Annotated in this window: 16 protein-coding genes; 10 read left to right on the top strand and 6 right to left on the bottom strand. The window is 75.2% G+C overall.

Annotated features, from left to right (window positions below; all coding sequences use genetic code 11):
* Positions 1 to 55 precede the first annotated feature (55 nt).
* The 3 genes from ADEH_RS13650 to ADEH_RS13640 are packed head-to-tail and all read right to left on the bottom strand — an operon-like array spanning position 56 to position 2,892.
* Positions 56 to 451 carry a response regulator transcription factor gene (locus tag ADEH_RS13650; protein ID WP_011421687.1) on the bottom strand — a complete coding sequence of 132 codons (396 nt, stop codon included), beginning with the start codon at positions 449 to 451 and terminating at the stop codon, positions 56 to 58.
* Positions 448 to 1,803, bottom strand: coding sequence for a sensor histidine kinase (locus ADEH_RS13645; RefSeq protein ID WP_011421686.1), 1,356 nt, complete (start codon positions 1,801 to 1,803; stop codon positions 448 to 450). Before ADEH_RS13645 ends, ADEH_RS13650 begins: the two co-directional genes overlap by 4 nt.
* Positions 1,804 to 1,860: 57 nt before the next feature.
* On the bottom strand, positions 1,861 to 2,892 hold the full coding sequence (locus ADEH_RS13640) for a PA0069 family radical SAM protein (protein WP_011421685.1): 1,032 nt from the start codon (positions 2,890 to 2,892) through the stop codon (positions 1,861 to 1,863).
* Positions 2,893 to 3,108: 216 nt separating this feature from the next.
* Between ADEH_RS13640 and ADEH_RS13635 the strand changes: the two genes are divergently transcribed.
* From ADEH_RS13635 to ADEH_RS13610, 6 genes are all read left to right on the top strand, one after another.
* Positions 3,109 to 5,328 carry a molybdopterin-containing oxidoreductase family protein gene (locus tag ADEH_RS13635; RefSeq protein WP_011421684.1) on the top strand — a complete coding sequence of 740 codons (2,220 nt, stop codon included), beginning with the start codon at positions 3,109 to 3,111 and terminating at the stop codon, positions 5,326 to 5,328.
* Complete coding sequence (locus ADEH_RS13630; RefSeq protein WP_011421683.1) at positions 5,328 to 6,803, top strand: cytochrome b/b6 domain-containing protein; 1,476 nt, start codon at positions 5,328 to 5,330, stop codon at positions 6,801 to 6,803. Before ADEH_RS13635 ends, ADEH_RS13630 begins: the two co-directional genes overlap by 1 nt.
* A gap of 1 nt (position 6,804) precedes the next feature.
* On the top strand, positions 6,805 to 7,320 hold the full coding sequence (locus ADEH_RS13625) for a YeeE/YedE thiosulfate transporter family protein (RefSeq protein WP_011421682.1): 516 nt from the start codon (positions 6,805 to 6,807) through the stop codon (positions 7,318 to 7,320).
* 10 nt (positions 7,321 to 7,330) lie between these two features.
* Positions 7,331 to 7,987 carry a YeeE/YedE thiosulfate transporter family protein gene (locus tag ADEH_RS13620; RefSeq protein ID WP_011421681.1) on the top strand — a complete coding sequence of 219 codons (657 nt, stop codon included), beginning with the start codon at positions 7,331 to 7,333 and terminating at the stop codon, positions 7,985 to 7,987.
* The gene (locus ADEH_RS13615) at positions 7,984 to 8,640 is read left to right on the top strand and encodes a rhodanese-like domain-containing protein (RefSeq protein ID WP_011421680.1); all 657 of its coding nucleotides are present in this window, start codon (positions 7,984 to 7,986) and stop codon (positions 8,638 to 8,640) included. Before ADEH_RS13620 ends, ADEH_RS13615 begins: the two co-directional genes overlap by 4 nt.
* 74 nt (positions 8,641 to 8,714) lie before the next feature.
* Positions 8,715 to 9,023, top strand: coding sequence for an ArsR/SmtB family transcription factor (locus tag ADEH_RS13610; protein ID WP_011421679.1), 309 nt, complete (start codon positions 8,715 to 8,717; stop codon positions 9,021 to 9,023).
* 24 nt (positions 9,024 to 9,047) lie between these two features.
* Here ADEH_RS13610 and ADEH_RS13605 read toward each other — a convergent pair whose 3' ends face one another.
* Complete coding sequence (locus tag ADEH_RS13605) at positions 9,048 to 9,500, bottom strand: hypothetical protein (protein WP_041453540.1); 453 nt, start codon at positions 9,498 to 9,500, stop codon at positions 9,048 to 9,050.
* 53 nt (positions 9,501 to 9,553) lie between these two features.
* Between ADEH_RS13605 and lpxB the strand changes: the two genes are divergently transcribed.
* From lpxB to serC, 4 genes are all read left to right on the top strand, one after another.
* Positions 9,554 to 10,705 carry a lipid-A-disaccharide synthase gene (gene lpxB, locus ADEH_RS13600; protein WP_011421677.1) on the top strand — a complete coding sequence of 384 codons (1,152 nt, stop codon included), beginning with the start codon at positions 9,554 to 9,556 and terminating at the stop codon, positions 10,703 to 10,705.
* Complete coding sequence (locus ADEH_RS13595; protein ID WP_011421676.1) at positions 10,702 to 11,451, top strand: polyprenol monophosphomannose synthase; 750 nt, start codon at positions 10,702 to 10,704, stop codon at positions 11,449 to 11,451. Before lpxB ends, ADEH_RS13595 begins: the two co-directional genes overlap by 4 nt.
* A 78-nt stretch (positions 11,452 to 11,529) precedes the next feature.
* Positions 11,530 to 12,183: a MarC family protein gene (locus ADEH_RS13590; protein ID WP_011421675.1), complete on the top strand. Its 654-nt coding sequence runs from the start codon at positions 11,530 to 11,532 to the stop codon at positions 12,181 to 12,183.
* 34 nt (positions 12,184 to 12,217) lie between these two features.
* Positions 12,218 to 13,345 carry a 3-phosphoserine/phosphohydroxythreonine transaminase gene (gene serC / locus ADEH_RS13585; protein ID WP_011421674.1) on the top strand — a complete coding sequence of 376 codons (1,128 nt, stop codon included), beginning with the start codon at positions 12,218 to 12,220 and terminating at the stop codon, positions 13,343 to 13,345.
* Positions 13,346 to 13,408: 63 nt separating this feature from the next.
* Here the strand turns inward: serC and ADEH_RS13580 are convergent, their stop codons facing one another.
* Together ADEH_RS13580 and ADEH_RS13575 are read right to left on the bottom strand one after the other, a co-directional pair.
* Positions 13,409 to 14,509 (bottom strand): SO2930 family diheme c-type cytochrome, encoded by a 1,101-nt coding sequence (locus ADEH_RS13580; protein WP_011421673.1) that lies wholly within the window; start codon positions 14,507 to 14,509, stop codon positions 13,409 to 13,411.
* Entirely contained in the window at positions 14,506 to 15,747 is a 1,242-nt protein-coding gene (locus ADEH_RS13575; RefSeq protein ID WP_011421672.1) for a parallel beta-helix domain-containing protein, read from the bottom strand. The genes ADEH_RS13580 and ADEH_RS13575 overlap by 4 nt, the downstream gene beginning before the upstream one ends.
* Positions 15,748 to 15,865: the final 118 nt, after the last annotated feature.

Genomic DNA, 15,865 nt, shown 5'->3' with positions numbered 1-15,865 from the left:
CCCAACGGGATGGCCGCGGCCGGGCGCAGGCGCGCGGCGTGCGGGGGGACGGGCGTCAGTGCAGCGAGCGCGTGGGCGCGCCGCCCTCGTCCCCGCCGGCGAGCTGGCGCTCGACGGTGTAGAGCACGTCGTCGAGGTCGAACGGCTTGGCGAGCCAGTCCTCGGCGCCGATCTCCTCCGCGCGCAGCCGGGCGTTCTCCGCGGCGGTGACCACCACGATCGGGCAGGCGCGGCCGTAGCGGGCGCGGAACTCGCGGGCGAACTCCCACCCGTTCATGACCGGCATGCGCATGTCGAGCAGGATGACGCCGGGCATCTCCTCGGCCACCGCGCCCAGCGCGGCCCGGCCGTCGGGGGCGGTGCGCACCCGGTGGCCCGCGTCGGCGAGGACCATCTCGAGGAGCGACGACAGGTCCTGATCGTCCTCCACCACCAGCACGCTGCGCCTCACGAGGCCTCCTGCGCCGCGAGCGGCAGGCTGAAGTGGAACGTGGAGCCCTGGCCGGGAACGCTCTCGAACCACATCCGGCCGCCGTGGCGGGTCACGATCTCGCGGCTCATGTCGAGCCCGAGGCCCAGGCCGCCGTAGTCCTGGTCGGTGCCGGCGTGCGCGCGGTAGTAGCGCTCGAAGATGCGCGGCTGGCGCTCCGGCGGGATCCCCAGGCCGTGGTCGGCCACCGAGACCACCACCTCGCCCTCGTGCGTCTCCACCCGCACCTGCACCGGCCCGCCCGCGGGCGAGAACCGGATGGCGTTGTCGAGCAGGCTGGTGAGCACGCGCAGGATCCGCTCGCGGTCGGCGTGGACCACCGCCGGCGCGGGCGCCTCCGCCTCGAGCGCGTGCCCCGGCGTCGAGGGGCGCGCCTCCTCGATGGCCTCCGCGACCAGCGAGGACACGTCGAAGGTGTCGCGGCGACCCTCGCCGGGCTGGAGCCGCAGGCGCGAGGTGTCGAGCAGGTGCTGCACGAGGCGGTTGAGGCGGTCCACCTGGCGCTGGATCACCGTCAGCCCCGGATCGCCCGGCGCGCGCTTCTGCATGAGCTGCGCGTAGGCCTTCACCACCGCGAGCGGCGTCTTGAACTCGTGCGCGGCGGTGGCGAGGAACTCCTCGCGCATCTCGTCGAGCCGCCGGGCGGCGGTGACGTCGCGCAGCACCGCCACCGCCAGCAGGCGGTGCCCGGCGCCCTTCACCGGCGCGGCCGAGACGCTGAAGTACACCTCCGAGCCGTCGGCCCGCCGCGCCATCGCGTCGTAGGCCTTGATGCGCTCGCCGGCGAGCGCCCGCACCGCCGCGTAGCGGTCGTAGGGCACCGGGGAGCCGTCGAGGTACCGGAGGTCGAAGCGCCGCCCCCAGTCGCGGAGCGGGACGAGCAGGTCCTCCTTGGAGGCGACCCCGAGCAGCTCGACGGCCGCGCGGTTGGTCTCCACGATGCGGCCCTCCTCGTCCACCAGGAGGACCGCGTCCGCCATGCTGTCCACGGTCGCGCGCACCTCGGCGCCGAGCGTGCGCAGCCCCAGGTCGCCGCGCCGGATCAGCTCGAGCAGCAGCGCCGAGGTGACCACCACGAAGAACGCGCCCTTCACCGTCTGCGCGCGGGCGCGCAGCGCCGGATCCGGCACGAGCCGCACCAGCACCGCGTCGGAGAACGCGATCCAGAGCAGGCTGACGAGGGCGTAGGCCGCCACGATGCGGCCCGGCGACCAGGCGGTCCGGCCGCGCCACCACCGCGAGACCTGCGCCGGCGCCCTGCCCGCCAGGGAGGCGAGGGGCCTCTCCCCACCGGCCTGGGTCCCGATCCGCACGAGCCCTGTCTAGCGGGAGATCCCGAGAATGTCACCCGCCTGGGAGGGTTCGCGTCTTCACGATGGGTCAAAGAGCCCCAGCTGTCCCCCGCTGCCGGGACGCCGGAATGGGGACGGCCCGTCGAGCCCCGGCTCGGGCAGGTCCAGCCCGAGGCGGGAGGCGTGGCGCGCGAACACCTGGGCGACCATCGCGGCGTACGCCCCGGTGCCGCGGCGGCGGGTGGAGAACGCCCCGTCGTAGGCCCGGCCCTCGCGCGTCTCGCGCACGAGGTGCATCACGCGCGCGGCTGCGTCGGGGAGCGCCGCGCGCAGCCGCTGCTCGAACACCGGGGCCACCGACCCGGGCAGGCGCAGCAGGACCCACGCCGCGCGCGCGGCGCCGGCGTCGCGCGCCGCCGCCAGGACCCTCGGGACCTCGTCGTCGAGCCCGGGGATCGCCGGCGCCACGAGGACGCCGGGCGAGAGCCCCGCGCGCGCGAGCCGCTCGATGAGGCGCAGCCGCCGCGCGGGGGAGGGCGCCCACGGCTCCAGCGCGCGCGCCAGCGCCGGGTCCAGGAACGGCAGGCTCACCGAGACCAGCACGCGGGCGGACCGCGCCAGCTCCAGGAGCAGGTCCAGATCGCGCTCCAGCAGCGCCGACTTGGTGACCACGCGGACCGGGTTCCGGTACGCGGCGCACACCTCGAGGCAGCCGCGCGTGAGCCGCAGCTCCGCCTCGATCGGCTGCCAGGCGTCGGTCCCGCCGGAGAACGCCACCTCCTCGCCCTTCCAGCCGGGCCGGTCGAACGCGGCGCGGAGCAGCTCCGGCGCGCGCCGCTTCACCACGATGCGCGTGTCGAAGTCGGTGCCCGCGCCCATGCCCAGGTACTCGTGCGTCGGCCGCGCGTAGCAGTACGCGCACGCGTGCATGCACCCGCGGTACGGGTTCACGCTCCAGCGGAACGGGATGTCCGGGCTGTCGTTGCGGGAGAGGACGTCGCGGGTGGCGTCCTCGAGCAGCGTGATCCGGGCGGGCGGCGGGCCGTCGTCCCACTCGATCTCGGCGGCGGCCCACGGGTTCGGCGGGTTCCAGGCGGCGCGAGGCTTCATCCCGGAGGCGTACCGGAACGGACGTTCAGCATCAAGGCCCGGGCGGGCGCGAGGTTTTCGCGGGGGCGCGCGCAAGCGCTGCGGCGCGGCGCCCGCCCGCGCAAGCGCTGCGTGTGTGCGGAATCACACGAGAAAATCGAACACGGGCGAGAATCGGCGCGGGCCGTTCGCGGCTCCATCGCGTTGGCCGGCGGTGCCGCCGGCGGGGAGCGCGAGATGGCGGAGCACGGCGTGCGCATCGGGCGGAGGACGTTCCTGGAGCTGGCGGCGGCGGGCGCGGCCGCGGGCGCCGCGGCGGCGCCGGGCCGCGCCGAGGCGTTCGGCCTCGCGCAGGCCGACGACGCCCTGCCGCCGGAGCGCGAGGTCCCGACGTTCTGCGAGCTGTGCTTCTGGAACTGCGGCGCGGTGGCCCGCGTGCGGAAGAACCGCGTGCTCTCGCTGCGCGGCCACCCGCGCTACCCCAACGCGAACGGGAAGCTCTGCGGGCGCGGGCAGGCAGGCGCGGCCTCGGTGGTGGACGGGGACCGGCTGACGCACCCGATGATCCGGACCGGCGCGCGGGGCGAGGGGAAGTTCCGGCGCGCCGGCTGGAACGAGGCGTACCAGGTGATCGCGCAGGGCTTCCGCGCCATCAAGGCACGCCACGGCGCCGAGGCGCTCGCGCTGTTCTACCACGGCAGCGGCGGGCCCCTGCTGCGCCAGCTGCTGGTGGCGTACGGCTCGCCGAACTACGCGGGCCCGTCGTACGCGCAGTGCAAGGGCGCGCGCAACGTCGGCTACCAGCTCACGTTCGGCGAGAAGCTGGTCTCGCCCGAGCCCATCGACCTCGAGAACGCGCGCGCCGTCGTGCTGTTCGGCTCGCACCTCGGCGAGAACGCGCACAACGGCCAGGTGCAGGAGCTGGCGAAGGCGCGCGCCCGCGGCGCGTCGCTGGTGGTGCTGGATCCGCGCCTCTCCACCGTCGCCTCGAAGGCCGACGTGTGGCTGCCCATCCGCCCGGGCGGCGACACCGCGGTGATCCTGGCCTGGCTGCACCTGCTCGTCGCGGAGCGCACGTACGACCGCGCGTTCGTGGAGGCGCGCACCACCGGCTTCGACCGGCTGGCGGCGCACGTGGCGCCGTTCGACCCGGCCTGGGCGGCCGAGCGCGCCGGCGTGCCGGCGGAGCGGATCGTGGACGCGTATCGCCTGGTGGTGAAGGCGATGCCGGCGGTGGTCGTCCACCCGGGCCGGCACACCGCCTGGTACGGCGAGGAGGACACGCAGCGCGCCCGCGCCCAGGCCATTCTCTCCGCGCTGCTCGGCGCGTGGTGGCGGCCCGGCTCCACCTACCGGACCGAGCGCGCCGCGGTCGGCGACTACCCCACGCCGGACTTCCCGGACCTGCCGCGGAACGTGGACCAGGCCGCCGGGCGCTTCCCGTTCGCGGAGGAGGTCACCACGAACGGCATCCGCGACGCCACCCGCACCGGCACGCCGTACCCGGTGAAGGGCTGGTTCGTGCACGGCACGAACCTCGTGCAGGCGATGCCGAACGTGCGCGAGACGCGCGAGGCCATCGCGAACCTCGACCTGCTGGTGGTCTGCGACGTCGCGCCCACCGAGATCACGCAGTACGCCGACGTGCTGCTCCCGGAGGACACCTACCTCGAGCGCTACGACGACCTCTCGCTCGGCTTCACCCGCACGCCGTACGTGGGCCTGCGCCAGCCGGCGGTGGCCTCGCCGCACGACACGCGCCCGGCGTGGCGCATCGCGAAGGAGCTCGGGACCGCGCTCGGCGTGGGAGACTTCTTCCCCTGGGCGACGTTCGAGGACTACCTCGAGGTCCGGCTCGCGTCCGCGGGGCTGTCGCTCGACGCGCTGAGGCGCGACGGGATCGCGCTCGTCCCCCGCAAGACGCCGCTCTACCTCGCGGACGGCGAGGAGTACCGGTTCCACACGCCGTCCGGGAGGATCGAGCTCTGGTCGCAGCGGCTCGCCGACGCGGGGTTCGATCCGCTGCCGGTCTGGAAGGGCCCGCCGCCGCCGCCGCCCGGGCGCTTCCGGCTGCTGTACGGCCGCAGCCCGCTGCACACGTTCGGCCGGACGCAGAACAACCCCATCCTGTTCGACCTCGAGCCGGAGAACACGCTCTGGATGAGCCCGGCGGACGCGGCCGCGCTGGGGCTCGCGGCCGGGGAGCGGGTGATGGTCGGGAACGCCCACGGCGGCGAGACCGGGCCGCTCCCGCTGCACGTGACCGAGCGGATGCCGGACGGCGCCGTGTACATGGTGCACGGCTTCGGCCACTGGGCGCACCGGCTCCACCGCGCGCGCGGGCGGGGCGGCGACGACACGGCCGTGATCGACGACTACGTCGTGGACCCGATCAGCGGCTCGACCGGCATGCGCACGCAGCTCGTCACCGTGCGCCGCGCGGCGGAGGTGGCGTGATGGCGCGCCACGCGATGCTGATCGACCTCGACCGGTGCGTCGGCTGCAAGGCCTGCGTCTCGGCCTGCAAGGAGCAGTGGGACTCCGGCCCTGGCGCGGCGCGCGACTGGGTCCACACCTTCGAGACCGGCACGCGCGCCGGCGGCGACCTCGCCGTCACGTTCTACCCGGGCCTGTGCATGCAGTGCGAGGCGCACCCGTGCACGGTGGACTGCCCGACCGGCGCGACGTCCGTGGACGCGAACGGCGTGGTGGGGGTGGACGCCGGCGTGTGCATCGGCTGCGGCAACTGCGTCGCCGCCTGCCCGTACGGCGCCCGGCACGTGGACCCGGTGAAGAACGTGGTCGAGAAGTGCAACCTGTGCGCGCCGTTCGTGGCGCGCGGCGAGCAGCCGGCCTGCGTCGTGACCTGCCCGGCCGAGTGCCGCGTCTTCGGCGACCTCGACGACCCCGGCTCGGCCGTGTCCGTCGCCGCCGCGGCGCGGGGCGCGCGCCCGCTGGCGGTGCCGGGCATCGACGTGCGGCCGCGCACGCTCTACGCCGGCGACCGCGCCCGCGACCTCGTGCTCGCCCAGGGGATCGCCCGCCCGCCGCGGACCGGCTGGCTGACCTCGGCCTGGGACGGCGCGGCCCGGCCGCTGACGCGCGCGGTGGTCCCCGGCCTGGGCGCGCTCTCGATCGGCGGCGGCCTGCTCGTGAACCTGAAGGCGCGCGTGGACCGGGTGCGCCGCGAGGAGGCCGAGGGCGCCTGCGCGCTGCCGGCCTCCCGGCCGCGCACGCTGCACCGCCACCCGGCCGGCCTGCGCGCGCTCCACTGGCTGAACGCGCTCTCCTGGATCGCGCTGCTCCTCAGCGGCGTCGGCCTGCTCTCCGCGGCGCGCTTCGCGCTGCTCGGGCCCGCGGCCGCCGACGCCATCGCCGGGGCGCTGGGCGGACGGGCCGCGCTCCTCCGGCTGCACGTGGCGTGGGGGCTGGCGTGGGCCGCCGTCGTCATCCCGCTGTTCCTGCTGTTCAAGGGCGGCCTCCGCCACGTCTGGGAGGACGTGCGGGTGTCCCGCGACGACCTCGCCTGGCTCGTCCGGAAGCCGCTCGCCATGGCGGGCGCGTGGCGCGGCCCGCTGCCGCCGCAGGACAAGTACAACGCCGGCCAGAAGCTGTTCGCGGTGCTCGTGCTGATCGCCACCGCGACCATCGTCGCGAGCGGCCTGGTGATGACGTTCCACCTCGGGCCGGCGCAGGTGGTCGCCGCCGCGGTCGTGGTGCACGGGCTCGCCATCGCGCTCGTGGCCGCCGGCCTGGCGGTGCACCTCACCATGGCGGTGGTCATCGCCGACGAGCGCCCCGCGCTGCGCTCCATGATCACGGGCCGGATCGACCTCGCCCACGCGGCCCGCCACAGCGCGAAGTGGGTGGCGAGGGCCGCGAACGAGCCGCACCCCGGGGCGCCCGCCGCCCCGGACGCGAAGGAGGAGTGACGTGGAGCAGCGACCGTACTGGAACCCGTACAAGGCCGGCTTCCTGCTGGGCCTGGTGCTCCTCGGCAGCTTCGTGCTGACCGGCCGCGGCCTGGGCGCGAGCGGGTCGTTCAAGCACGTGGTGGCGGCGGGGCTGCACGCGGTGTCGCCCACCTGGACCGAGGAGAACGTCAGCGTGGGGCGGTTCTTCGCCGACCCGTCGCGCGCCTCGATGGACGACTGGATCGTCTGGCTCACCGCCGGCACGCTGCTCGGCGGCGCGGTCGCGGTGGTCACCGCGCGGCGCTTCAAGGCCGAGACGGTGATGGGCCCGCGGGCCGACCGGCGCTGGCGGTGGGTGCTCGCCGGGGCGGGCGGCGCGCTCGCCGGCTTCGGGGCGCAGCTCGCCCGCGGCTGCACCAGCGGCCAGGCGCTCACCGGCGGCGCGCAGCTCGCGCTCGGCAGCTGGCTGTTCATGCTCTGCGTCTTCGGCGGCGCCTACGCCCTCGCGTGGTTCGTCCGCCGGCAGTGGATCTAGGAGGCACGCCGTGGAAGGCCCTCTCTCCGTCGTCCTTCGGTTCTCGCACCCGGTCGAGATGATCGCCTCGGTGCTGGTGGGCATGGGCTTCGGCTTCGCGCTGGAGCGCGCCGGCTTCGGCACCGCCCGCAACCTCGCCGCCGTCTTCTACGGCCGCGACTTCCGCGTGCTGCGGGTGATGTTCACCGCCATCGTCACCGCGATGGTCGGCGTGTACTTCCTCGACCTCGCCGGCCCCGTGCCGCTCTCCACGCTCGGCATCCTCGACACCTTCCCCGCCGCCCAGGCGGTGGGCGGGTTCCTGGTCGGCGCCGGCTTCATCGTGGGCGGCTACTGCCCGGGCACCTCGCTGGTCGGGGCGGTCTCGGGCAAGCTCGACGCGCTGCTGTTCATCGGCGGCCTGCTCGTCGGCACGCTGGTCTACACGCTCGGCGCCGACACGTTCGCGCCGCTCGCCGACGCCGGCGGGCGCGGCCGGGTGCTGCTGCACGAGTGGCTGCGCCTCCCGTCCGGCGTGGTGGTGTTCGCCGTGGCGCTGCTCGCGGTGGGCGCGTTCTGGGCGGTGGGCCGCATCGAGCGGTGGGTGAACCGCCGCGCCGCGCCGGCGGGGCAGGGGCCGCAGGGCGTGCCGGCCGGCGCCGCCGCCGCGGAGAGGAGGGCGCCGTGAGGATCACGAACCGGACCGGGGCCGCCGCGCTCGTGGGCGCGGCCGCCGCCTACCTCGTCCTGGCGCTCGCCACCGGGCACTCGGCCCGCGCCGAGCTCCCGCCCGACCTCACGCCGCCGCCGGCCGACGCCGCGCTCGACGTGTGGAAGGCCGCCGCCGGCGTGGTCCAGGCGGCGGGCCGGGCGGCGGTGCTGGACGTGCGGCCCGCCGACGCGTACGCCCGCTACCACCTGCCCGGCGCGGAGAGCCTGCCGGGCGCGTCCGCCGAGGACGTCCTGGCCCGCGCCCGCGGCCGGCCGTTCACGCTCGTCTACGCCGGCAAGGACGAGGTCGCGCTGCGCCTGGTGCAGGAGGCGCGGCGCGCCGACCCGGGCGCGCGGGTCCACTACCTCGTGGACGGCGCGCGCGCCTGGTACCTGGCGCTGGCGCTGCCGGTGCCGCTGTTCGCAGAGGCCGCGCCGCCCGCGGGCTACGCCGAGGCGCTGGCGGCGGCGCAGGCGGCGCTGGCGTCGCCCTCCTCCGACCGCGTGGCGCCCGGCCTCGAGGCGCTCCAGACGCTGGCGCGGCTCGACTTCCGGCCGGACCTGCTGAAGGCCGGCGGTAAGCCGAAGGCGGGGGGCGCGAAGAAGAAGATCTCCGGCGGCTGCGGGTAGCGAGGGGCTGGCGGGCCGCCGGCGCGGCACCTCGCCGCGCCGGTCGCGGGGCGGGCTGCGGCTACAGTCCGGCCGTGTCCGCACCCCCGCCGTTGCCCGTGTACGCCGACCCCGAGCGCGCCGAGCGCGTCGCGGCGGTGCTGAAGGCCGTCGCCCACCCGCTCCGCCTGCGGCTCGTCGCCCTGCTCTGCCAGGGGGACGAGACGGTGGGGGCGCTGGCCGAGCGGCTCGGCGCCGATCCGGAGATCGTGTCGCAGCAGCTCCGCGTCCTGCGCGACCACGGGCTGGTGGCCGCCGCGCGCGAGGCGGGCTTCGCCCGCTACCGGCTCGCCGAGGAGAACCTGCGCGGCCTGCTGCACTGCATGGAGCGCTGCCGGCGGTGAGCGGCCGGCGGCCAGGCGCGCCGCCTAGGGTCGCGAGCGCGCGCCGGGGAGGGGGCCGGGCTCGCGGGCGCCCATCGAGGCGAGCCCGAACGCCATGAAGTACATCACCGCCACCAGCGGCGCGGTGCGCGCGAACTCGGAGGGGGGGCCGAACAGCGTCTCGGGGTGGCCGCTCGCGCCGATGCGGGTGAGGAGCGCGTAGAACGACTGGCGGAGCGCCGCCGCGGCGGCCCCGTAGATCACGATCCAGCCCAGGCCGCGCAGGCGCCAGCCGAACAGGAAGCAGACGATGATCTCCGGGACCACCTGGGCGCCGAGCATCCAGGGCGGGACCTCGGGCGACACCGCGATCCACGGCAGGATCATCTGCTCGTGGATGACGTAGTGCTCGAGCAGGAGCGCGAGCAGCAGCGCCGTCAGCGTGGCGGCGAGCCAGCCCACCTCGCGCACCCGCGCGCCCGCGGTTCCCCCATCCATGTGCGACAGCACATCACGGATCCGCCTCTGGGGCCAGACCGTCCAGGGGCAGCGTGCTATATAGCCCGCGCTTGACGGACCAGATCCTGATCGTGGCGGGCGAGGCCAGCGCGGACCTTCACGCGGCCCGGACCCTCCACGAGCTGCAGCGGCTGCGCCCCGGGCTCACCGCGTTCGGCGTGGGCGGCCCGCGGCTGCGCGAGGCGGGGCTCGAGGCGCTCGCGCCGGCCGAGGACATCTCGGTGATGGGCCTGGCCGAGGTGCTGCCCCGCATCCCGCGGATCCTCGGGATCCTGCGGATGCTCGGCCGCGCCGCCGCCGAGCGCCGCCCGAAGGCCGCGCTCCTGGTGGACCTGCCCGACTTCAACCTGCGGCTCGCCGCGCGCCTCAAGAAGCTCGGGATCCCGGTGGTCTACTACGTGTCGCCGACCATCTGGGCGTGGCGCCAGGGCCGGGCGAAGCAGATCGCCCGCGTGGTGGACCGGATGCTCTGCATCCTCCCGTTCGAGGAGCGCTTCTACGAGGGCACCGGGGTTTCCGCGCGCTTCGTCGGCCACCCGTTCGCCGAGCGGCCGCCGCCCGGGACGCCCGAGTCCTACCGCTCGGCGCTCGGCCTCCCCGCCGCCCGGACCACCATCGCGATGGTGCCCGGCAGCCGGCCCTCGGAGCTGAAGCGGCTGCTCCCCCCCATGCTGGAGGCCGCCGAGCGGCTGCGCGCCGCGCACCCCGACGCCCAGTTCGTGGTCCCGGTGGCGCCCACCCTGGACCGCGCCGCGCTCGAGCCGTACCTCGCGGCCCACCGCACGCTGGAGGTCCGCCTGGTGGACGGCCGCACCGAGGAGGTGGTCGGCGCGAGCGACGCGGCGCTGGTGAAGAGCGGGACCTCCACCCTGGAGGCGGGGCTGATGCTCCGGCCCATGGTGGTGGTCTACAAGCTGTCCTGGCTCTCCTACGCGGTCGCGCGGATGCTGGTGAAGATTGCGCACGTGGCGCTGGTGAACATCCTGGCAGGGAGGGGGATCGTCCCGGAGCTGCTCCAGCGGGACGCGAGCCCCGAGCGGATGGCGGCGGAGGTGGAGCGCCTGCTCGGCGATCGCGCCGCGCGCGAGGCGCAGATCGCGGCGCTGCGCGAGGTGCGGGCGTCGCTGGGCGAGCCGGGCGCGCCGCTCCGGGTCGCGGAAGAGGTGCTGGGGGTGATGCGATGACGCAAGGGCGCGCGCTGGTCTGCCTCCCGACGTACGAGGAGCGGGACAACCTCGAGCCGATCCTCCGCGCGATCCTGGAGGCCGCGCCGTCGGTCGAGGTGCTGGTCATCGACGACAACTCGCCCGACGGGACCGGCGCGCTGGCCGACGCGTTCGCGGCGCGCGATCCGCGCGTGCACGTGCTCCACCGCGCCGGCAAGGAGGGGCTGGGCAGGGCGTACCTGGCCGGCTTCGCCTGGGCGCTGGAGCGCGGCTACGACCTCGTGCTGGAGATGGACGCCGACTTCTCGCACGACCCGAGGTACCTGCCCGCGCTGCTGGCCCGCGCCGCGGACGCCGACCTGGTGCTCGGCTCGCGCTACGTGCCGGGCGGCGGCACCGTGAACTGGGGGCTGGGGCGGAAGATCATCTCGCGCGGCGGCAGCCTCTACGCCCGCACCATCCTGGGCGTGCGCGTCCGCGACCTCACCGGCGGCTTCAAGTGCTTCCGCCGCGAGGTGCTGGAGGCCATCGACCTGCCCTCGGTGGAGTGCTCCGGCTACGCGTTCCAGATCGAGCTGACGTACCGGGCCCTCCGGCGCGGGTTCCGGGTGGCCGAGATCCCCATCGTGTTCGCCGACCGGCGGGTGGGGCAGTCCAAGATGTCCCGGCGCATCGTGCTCGAGGCCATCCGCAAGGTGTGGGCGATCCGCTTCTCCGCGTTCGCGCGCTCCGAGCCGCGGCCCGGCCTGCCGCCCGCGGTCTGATCCCCGCGGTCTGATCCCCGCGCCGGGCGCCGCTCCGCGCTTTCCCGTCCCACGCCGGCGCGGTAGGCTGCGCGCCCGATGGCCCTGCAGCTCGCGACCCTCTGCTTCGTCTCCTTCTCGGCCCTGTTCTTCGTGGTCGATCCGTTCTCGGCGGTGCCGTTCTTCCTGGCGCTGACCCGGAACGACGACCCGCGCCGGCGCCGCGAGATCGCGCTGCGCGCCTCGGTGACCGCGTTCGCCGTGCTCGCCGCGTTCGCGCTGACCGGCGAGTGGATCTTCCGCCTCCTCGGCATCGGCCTGCCCGCGTTCAAGGTGGCGGGCGGGGTGGTGCTGCTGCTGCTCGCGCTGGACATGGTGCGCACCCAGCCGTCGCGGACCCGAATCACCCAGGGTGAAGTGGACGCCAGCGCCGACAAGGAGGACGTGGCCATCGTGCCGCTGGCCATGCCGCTGCTCGCCGGCCCCGGCTCCATCGCCACCGCCATCGTGCTGATGGTGCGCGCGCGCGGCGAGGACTGGTGGCACCCGCTGCCGGTCCTGCTCGCCATCGCGCTCACCTGCCTGGCCAGCTACCTCATCCTTGCGGGTGCGGCCCGGACCGAGAAGGTGCTCGGGCGCACCGGCCTCGCCATCCTCGAGCGCGTCGCCGGCCTGCTGCTGGTGGCCATCGCCGTCCAGTTCATGATGGACGGGCTCGCGGAAGGGTTGCCGCGGGCCTTCCCGCTCCGATAAATCCCGGGTCCCCCATCCTTCCCCCGAGGAGACCATGTCCCGCGTGAAGAACTTCAATGCCGGCCCCGCCGCCCTCCCGTTGCCCGCGCTGGAGCGCGCCCGCGACGAGTTCCTCGACTTCGCCGGCAGCGGCATGTCGGTGATGGAGCACTCCCACCGCGGCAAGGAGTACGAGGCGGTCCACGACGAGGCGCTGGCGCTGCTCCGCGAGCTGCTGGGCGTGCCCGACACGTACGACGTGCTGTTCGTGCAGGGCGGCGCGTCGCAGCTCTTCGCGCAGATCCCGATGAACCTCGTCGAGAAGGGCCGCGGCGCCGACTACCTGGTGACGGGCGCCTGGGGCGAGAAGGCGTTCTCCGAGGCGAAGGTCGCGACCGCCATGCTGGGCGCCTCGGCGCGCCTGGCCGGCACCACCGGCGAGGGCGAGGGCAAGGAGAAGCGCTACGTCCGCGCCGCCACCGCCGCCGACCTCCAGGTCTCGCCCGACGCGGCCTACCTGCACCTCACCTCCAACGAGACCATCCACGGCGTGCAGTTCGCGGTGGACCCGGCCCGGCCGTTCCCCGACGCGGGCAAGGTCCCGCTGGTCGCGGACATGTCGTCCGACTTCCTGTGGAAGCCGGTGGACGTGTCGCGCTTCGGGCTCGTCTACGCGGGCGCGCAGAAGAACATCGGGCCCTCGGGCGTGGTGGTCGTGATCGTCCGCAAGGACCTGGTGGCCGCCGGCCGCAAGGACATCCCCAAGATCTTCCAGCTCCGCACGCCGGCCGAGAACAAGTCGCTCTACAACACGCCGCCCACGTTCGGCATCTACATGATCCGCAACGTGCTCGCGTGGCTGAAGGGGCTCGGCGGCCTCGGCGCCATGGAGCAGCGGAACCGCGCCAAGGCCGGGAAGCTGTACGGCGTGATCGACGCGAACGCCGGCTACTACCGCTGCCCGGTCGAGCAGGAGAGCCGCTCCGTCATGAACGTCGTGTTCCGGCTGCCGACCGAGGCCGACGAGGAGCGCTTCGTGAAGGAGGCGAAGGCGAAGGGCATGGTGGGGCTGAAGGGCCACCGCTCGGTGGGCGGCATCCGCGTGTCCACCTACAACGCGGTCGAGCCGGCCTGGCTCGACGAGCTCTGCGCGTTCATGCAGGACTTCGCGAAGCGCGGGTAGCGCCGCGGCCGCGCAGCGCCCCCGGGCCCGGCTCCTCCGCGCGAGGGCCGGGCCCGCCGCCGTTCAGGGGCAGGGCTGCGCGGGCAGCTCGGCGATCCACTGCCGGACCAGCGCCAGCCCCTCCTCGCTCACCACGCTGCGGCCGAGCTGCGGCATCACGGCGACCGGGTCGGTCGCGGCCACGCGGTACGCGAGGATGGACGCGTCCGGATCGCCCGGCACCACGTCGTAGGCGAGGCCGCCCGAGCCGGGGCCGGCGGCCACCGGCGGCTTGCAGACGCCGAGCTGGTACGGGTCGGTCACGCCGGTCCCGAGGTACAGGCCGGTGGTCCGGGCGAGGCCGCCCGGCGAGTGACAGAACGCGCAGTTCACCTCGAGCCAGGCGCGCGCGCGCTCCACGACGGTGCCGGTGGCCGGATCGTTCCAGACCGGCAGGCGCGGCGCCTCCGCCGGCGGGGGCGCGCCCTCCAGGATCCCGGCCGCGGTCCAGTGCGCGAGCTGGTTCTCCGCGCCGCCCGGGTAGTCGTGGCTCCGGTTCAGGTTCCGCGCGGTGGGGCCGAGCAGGTGCAGCGCGCCGTCGGGCGTGTCGGCGTGGCAGCGGGCGCACTGGGTGACGCTCGGGACGAGGTAGCTGGCGGTGACCGCCGCGCCCGAGGGCGTGACCAGCGGGAGCTGCAGCACCGCGCCGCCGGGCTGGAACGTCGCGTCGGTCTGGGCCGCGTTCCACAGGTACGGGTACCCGCGCCAGCCCTGCGCGGTGCGGACGAGCAGCCGCGTCTCCAGCAGCCGGACCCCGACCGTCGGCGACCGGAGGTCGGGCGGGAGCGCGAAGGTCTTGGTGACGATCGCGCCGACGGGCAGGTCGAGCGGCGCGTCCGCCGTGTACGCCGCGCGCGTGCCGGGCGGCAGCCACACCGTGCGGGTCTTGAGCGCGTAGTCCGAGAACAGCGGCGTGTTGAGGTCGTACGGGACGACGCCGGCCCGCGGCGCGACCGTCCCGCCGCCCGCGGCCTCCACCAGGCAGAGGTCCGAGAGCCGCTGCGCCGGCCGATCCGGATCGAAGCCGGCGCCGGGCGGGCTGCACGGGCCGGCGGGCGCGCCGGAGGAGCCGCCGCCGCACGCGGCGACCGCGGCCGCGAGCGCCAGCGCCGCGGAGCGCCTCACGGCAGGACGACCGCCGGGAGCGGGTCGAGCGCGCAGCGGAACGCGGTGTCGTCCGGGTCCGGTGCCCACGGATCGCTCGCCGCGCCCAGGCTGAGCCAGGACGCGCCGGCGGCCACGCAGAGCTCCTGCGGGTTGTCCCCGGAGCCGGAGGGATCGGGGATGCCGTCCCACAGCACGTCCGGCAGATCGCTGCCGAGGGCCGCACGCACCTGCCCGAGCGCGGCGCCGAGCGGGGTGGCGTCGTCGGGCGCGGTGCCGTTCCCGGAGATGGTGTTGCCGTGGACGTGCACGCGGCGCGGGAACGGGTCGTAGCCGTCGGGCGGCGCCTGGCCGGTGAGCAGGTAGCTGATCACGCCCACCGCGGCGGTCTGGTTGCCCTGGATCGTGTTCCCGAAGACCTCGACGTCGTGGTTCGCCATCACCACCACGCCGGAGCCGGCCGGCACGATCGCCACGATGCCGCCCGCGGGCGCGAAGTTCGGGTGGTCGTTGTCGAGGATGCGGTTGTCGAACACGCGCACGTGGTGCCCGCCCTGCTGCGGCAGGCCGGGGAGGTCGAACACCAGCACGCCGGCGGTGTTGCCGTGCAGGTGGTTGCCGTGGACGTCGGCGTCGTAGCTGTTCTCGATCTCGACGCCGGCGACGTTGCCGGTGGCCTCGTTGTTCCGCACCACGATGTTCTGCGACTGGCCCACGTAGATGCCGGTGTCGGTGGCCCCCGAGGTGAAGCAGCCCTCCACCAGCACGTCGGTGGACTGCACCGGGTAGATGCCGTAGCCGCCGTGGGTCGAGAGATCGGGGCGGGTCCAGGACACGCCCACGTTGCGGATGGTCACCCCGGCCGCGCCCACCACCTTCACGCCGTTGCCGGCGGTGTCGCGGATGGAGAGGTCGCTGAGCGTGAACGCGTCGCCGCTCGCGCCCACCCCCTCCGCGCCCACCTGGCCCGCGAAGTCGAGCACGGTGGCGTCGCGCCCGGCGCCGCGGATCGTGACGCCGTTCGCGGCCACCTCGAGCGCGTTCGCGAAGCGGAACGTGCCCGGGCCGAACACGAACGTCGAGCCGTCCGCGGCGAGCGCCACGGCGCCCTGGATCCGGTCCTCGGTCGTGCCCGCCGGGAACGCGGTGCACGGGGCGGCGACCCCGGCGCAGGGATCGGCGGGCTTCGGCTTGGAGTCGGAGCCGCAGGCGAGGAGCAGCGCGGCGGCCAGGGACACGGCGAGCGGGCGAGCGGTCATGGTCACGCTCCGTAAGAAGCGGCCCGCGCCGTCCGCAAGATCCACGGGAGAGGGTCCTGAAGGTCAACCCCAAGGAGTGAGCCGTGCCGCGCCGCGGCAGGGATCCCGGAGGGGGCGA

This window comes from Anaeromyxobacter dehalogenans 2CP-C (assembly GCF_000013385.1).
Lineage (GTDB): Bacteria > Myxococcota > Myxococcia > Myxococcales > Anaeromyxobacteraceae > Anaeromyxobacter > Anaeromyxobacter dehalogenans_B.
The sequence above is the reverse complement of the archived record's forward strand: the minus strand, read 5'-3'. Positions and strand labels throughout refer to the sequence as shown.

What these genes read in the sequence shown, in the direction of transcription:
- ADEH_RS13640 (WP_011421685.1), bottom strand. Translation starts at nt 2,892, where the DNA reads ATGAAGCCTCGCGCCGCCTGGAACCCGCCGAACCCGTGGGCCGCCGCC.
- ADEH_RS13635 (WP_011421684.1), top strand. Translation starts at nt 3,109, where the DNA reads ATGGCGGAGCACGGCGTGCGCATCGGGCGGAGGACGTTCCTGGAGCTG.
- ADEH_RS13630 (WP_011421683.1), top strand. Translation starts at nt 5,328, where the DNA reads ATGGCGCGCCACGCGATGCTGATCGACCTCGACCGGTGCGTCGGCTGC.
- ADEH_RS13605 (WP_041453540.1), bottom strand. Translation starts at nt 9,500, where the DNA reads ATGGATGGGGGAACCGCGGGCGCGCGGGTGCGCGAGGTGGGCTGGCTC.
- ADEH_RS13595 (WP_011421676.1), top strand. Translation starts at nt 10,702, where the DNA reads ATGACGCAAGGGCGCGCGCTGGTCTGCCTCCCGACGTACGAGGAGCGG.
- ADEH_RS13590 (WP_011421675.1), top strand. Translation starts at nt 11,530, where the DNA reads ATGGCCCTGCAGCTCGCGACCCTCTGCTTCGTCTCCTTCTCGGCCCTG.
- serC (WP_011421674.1), top strand. Translation starts at nt 12,218, where the DNA reads ATGTCCCGCGTGAAGAACTTCAATGCCGGCCCCGCCGCCCTCCCGTTG.
- ADEH_RS13575 (WP_011421672.1), bottom strand. Translation starts at nt 15,747, where the DNA reads ATGACCGCTCGCCCGCTCGCCGTGTCCCTGGCCGCCGCGCTGCTCCTC.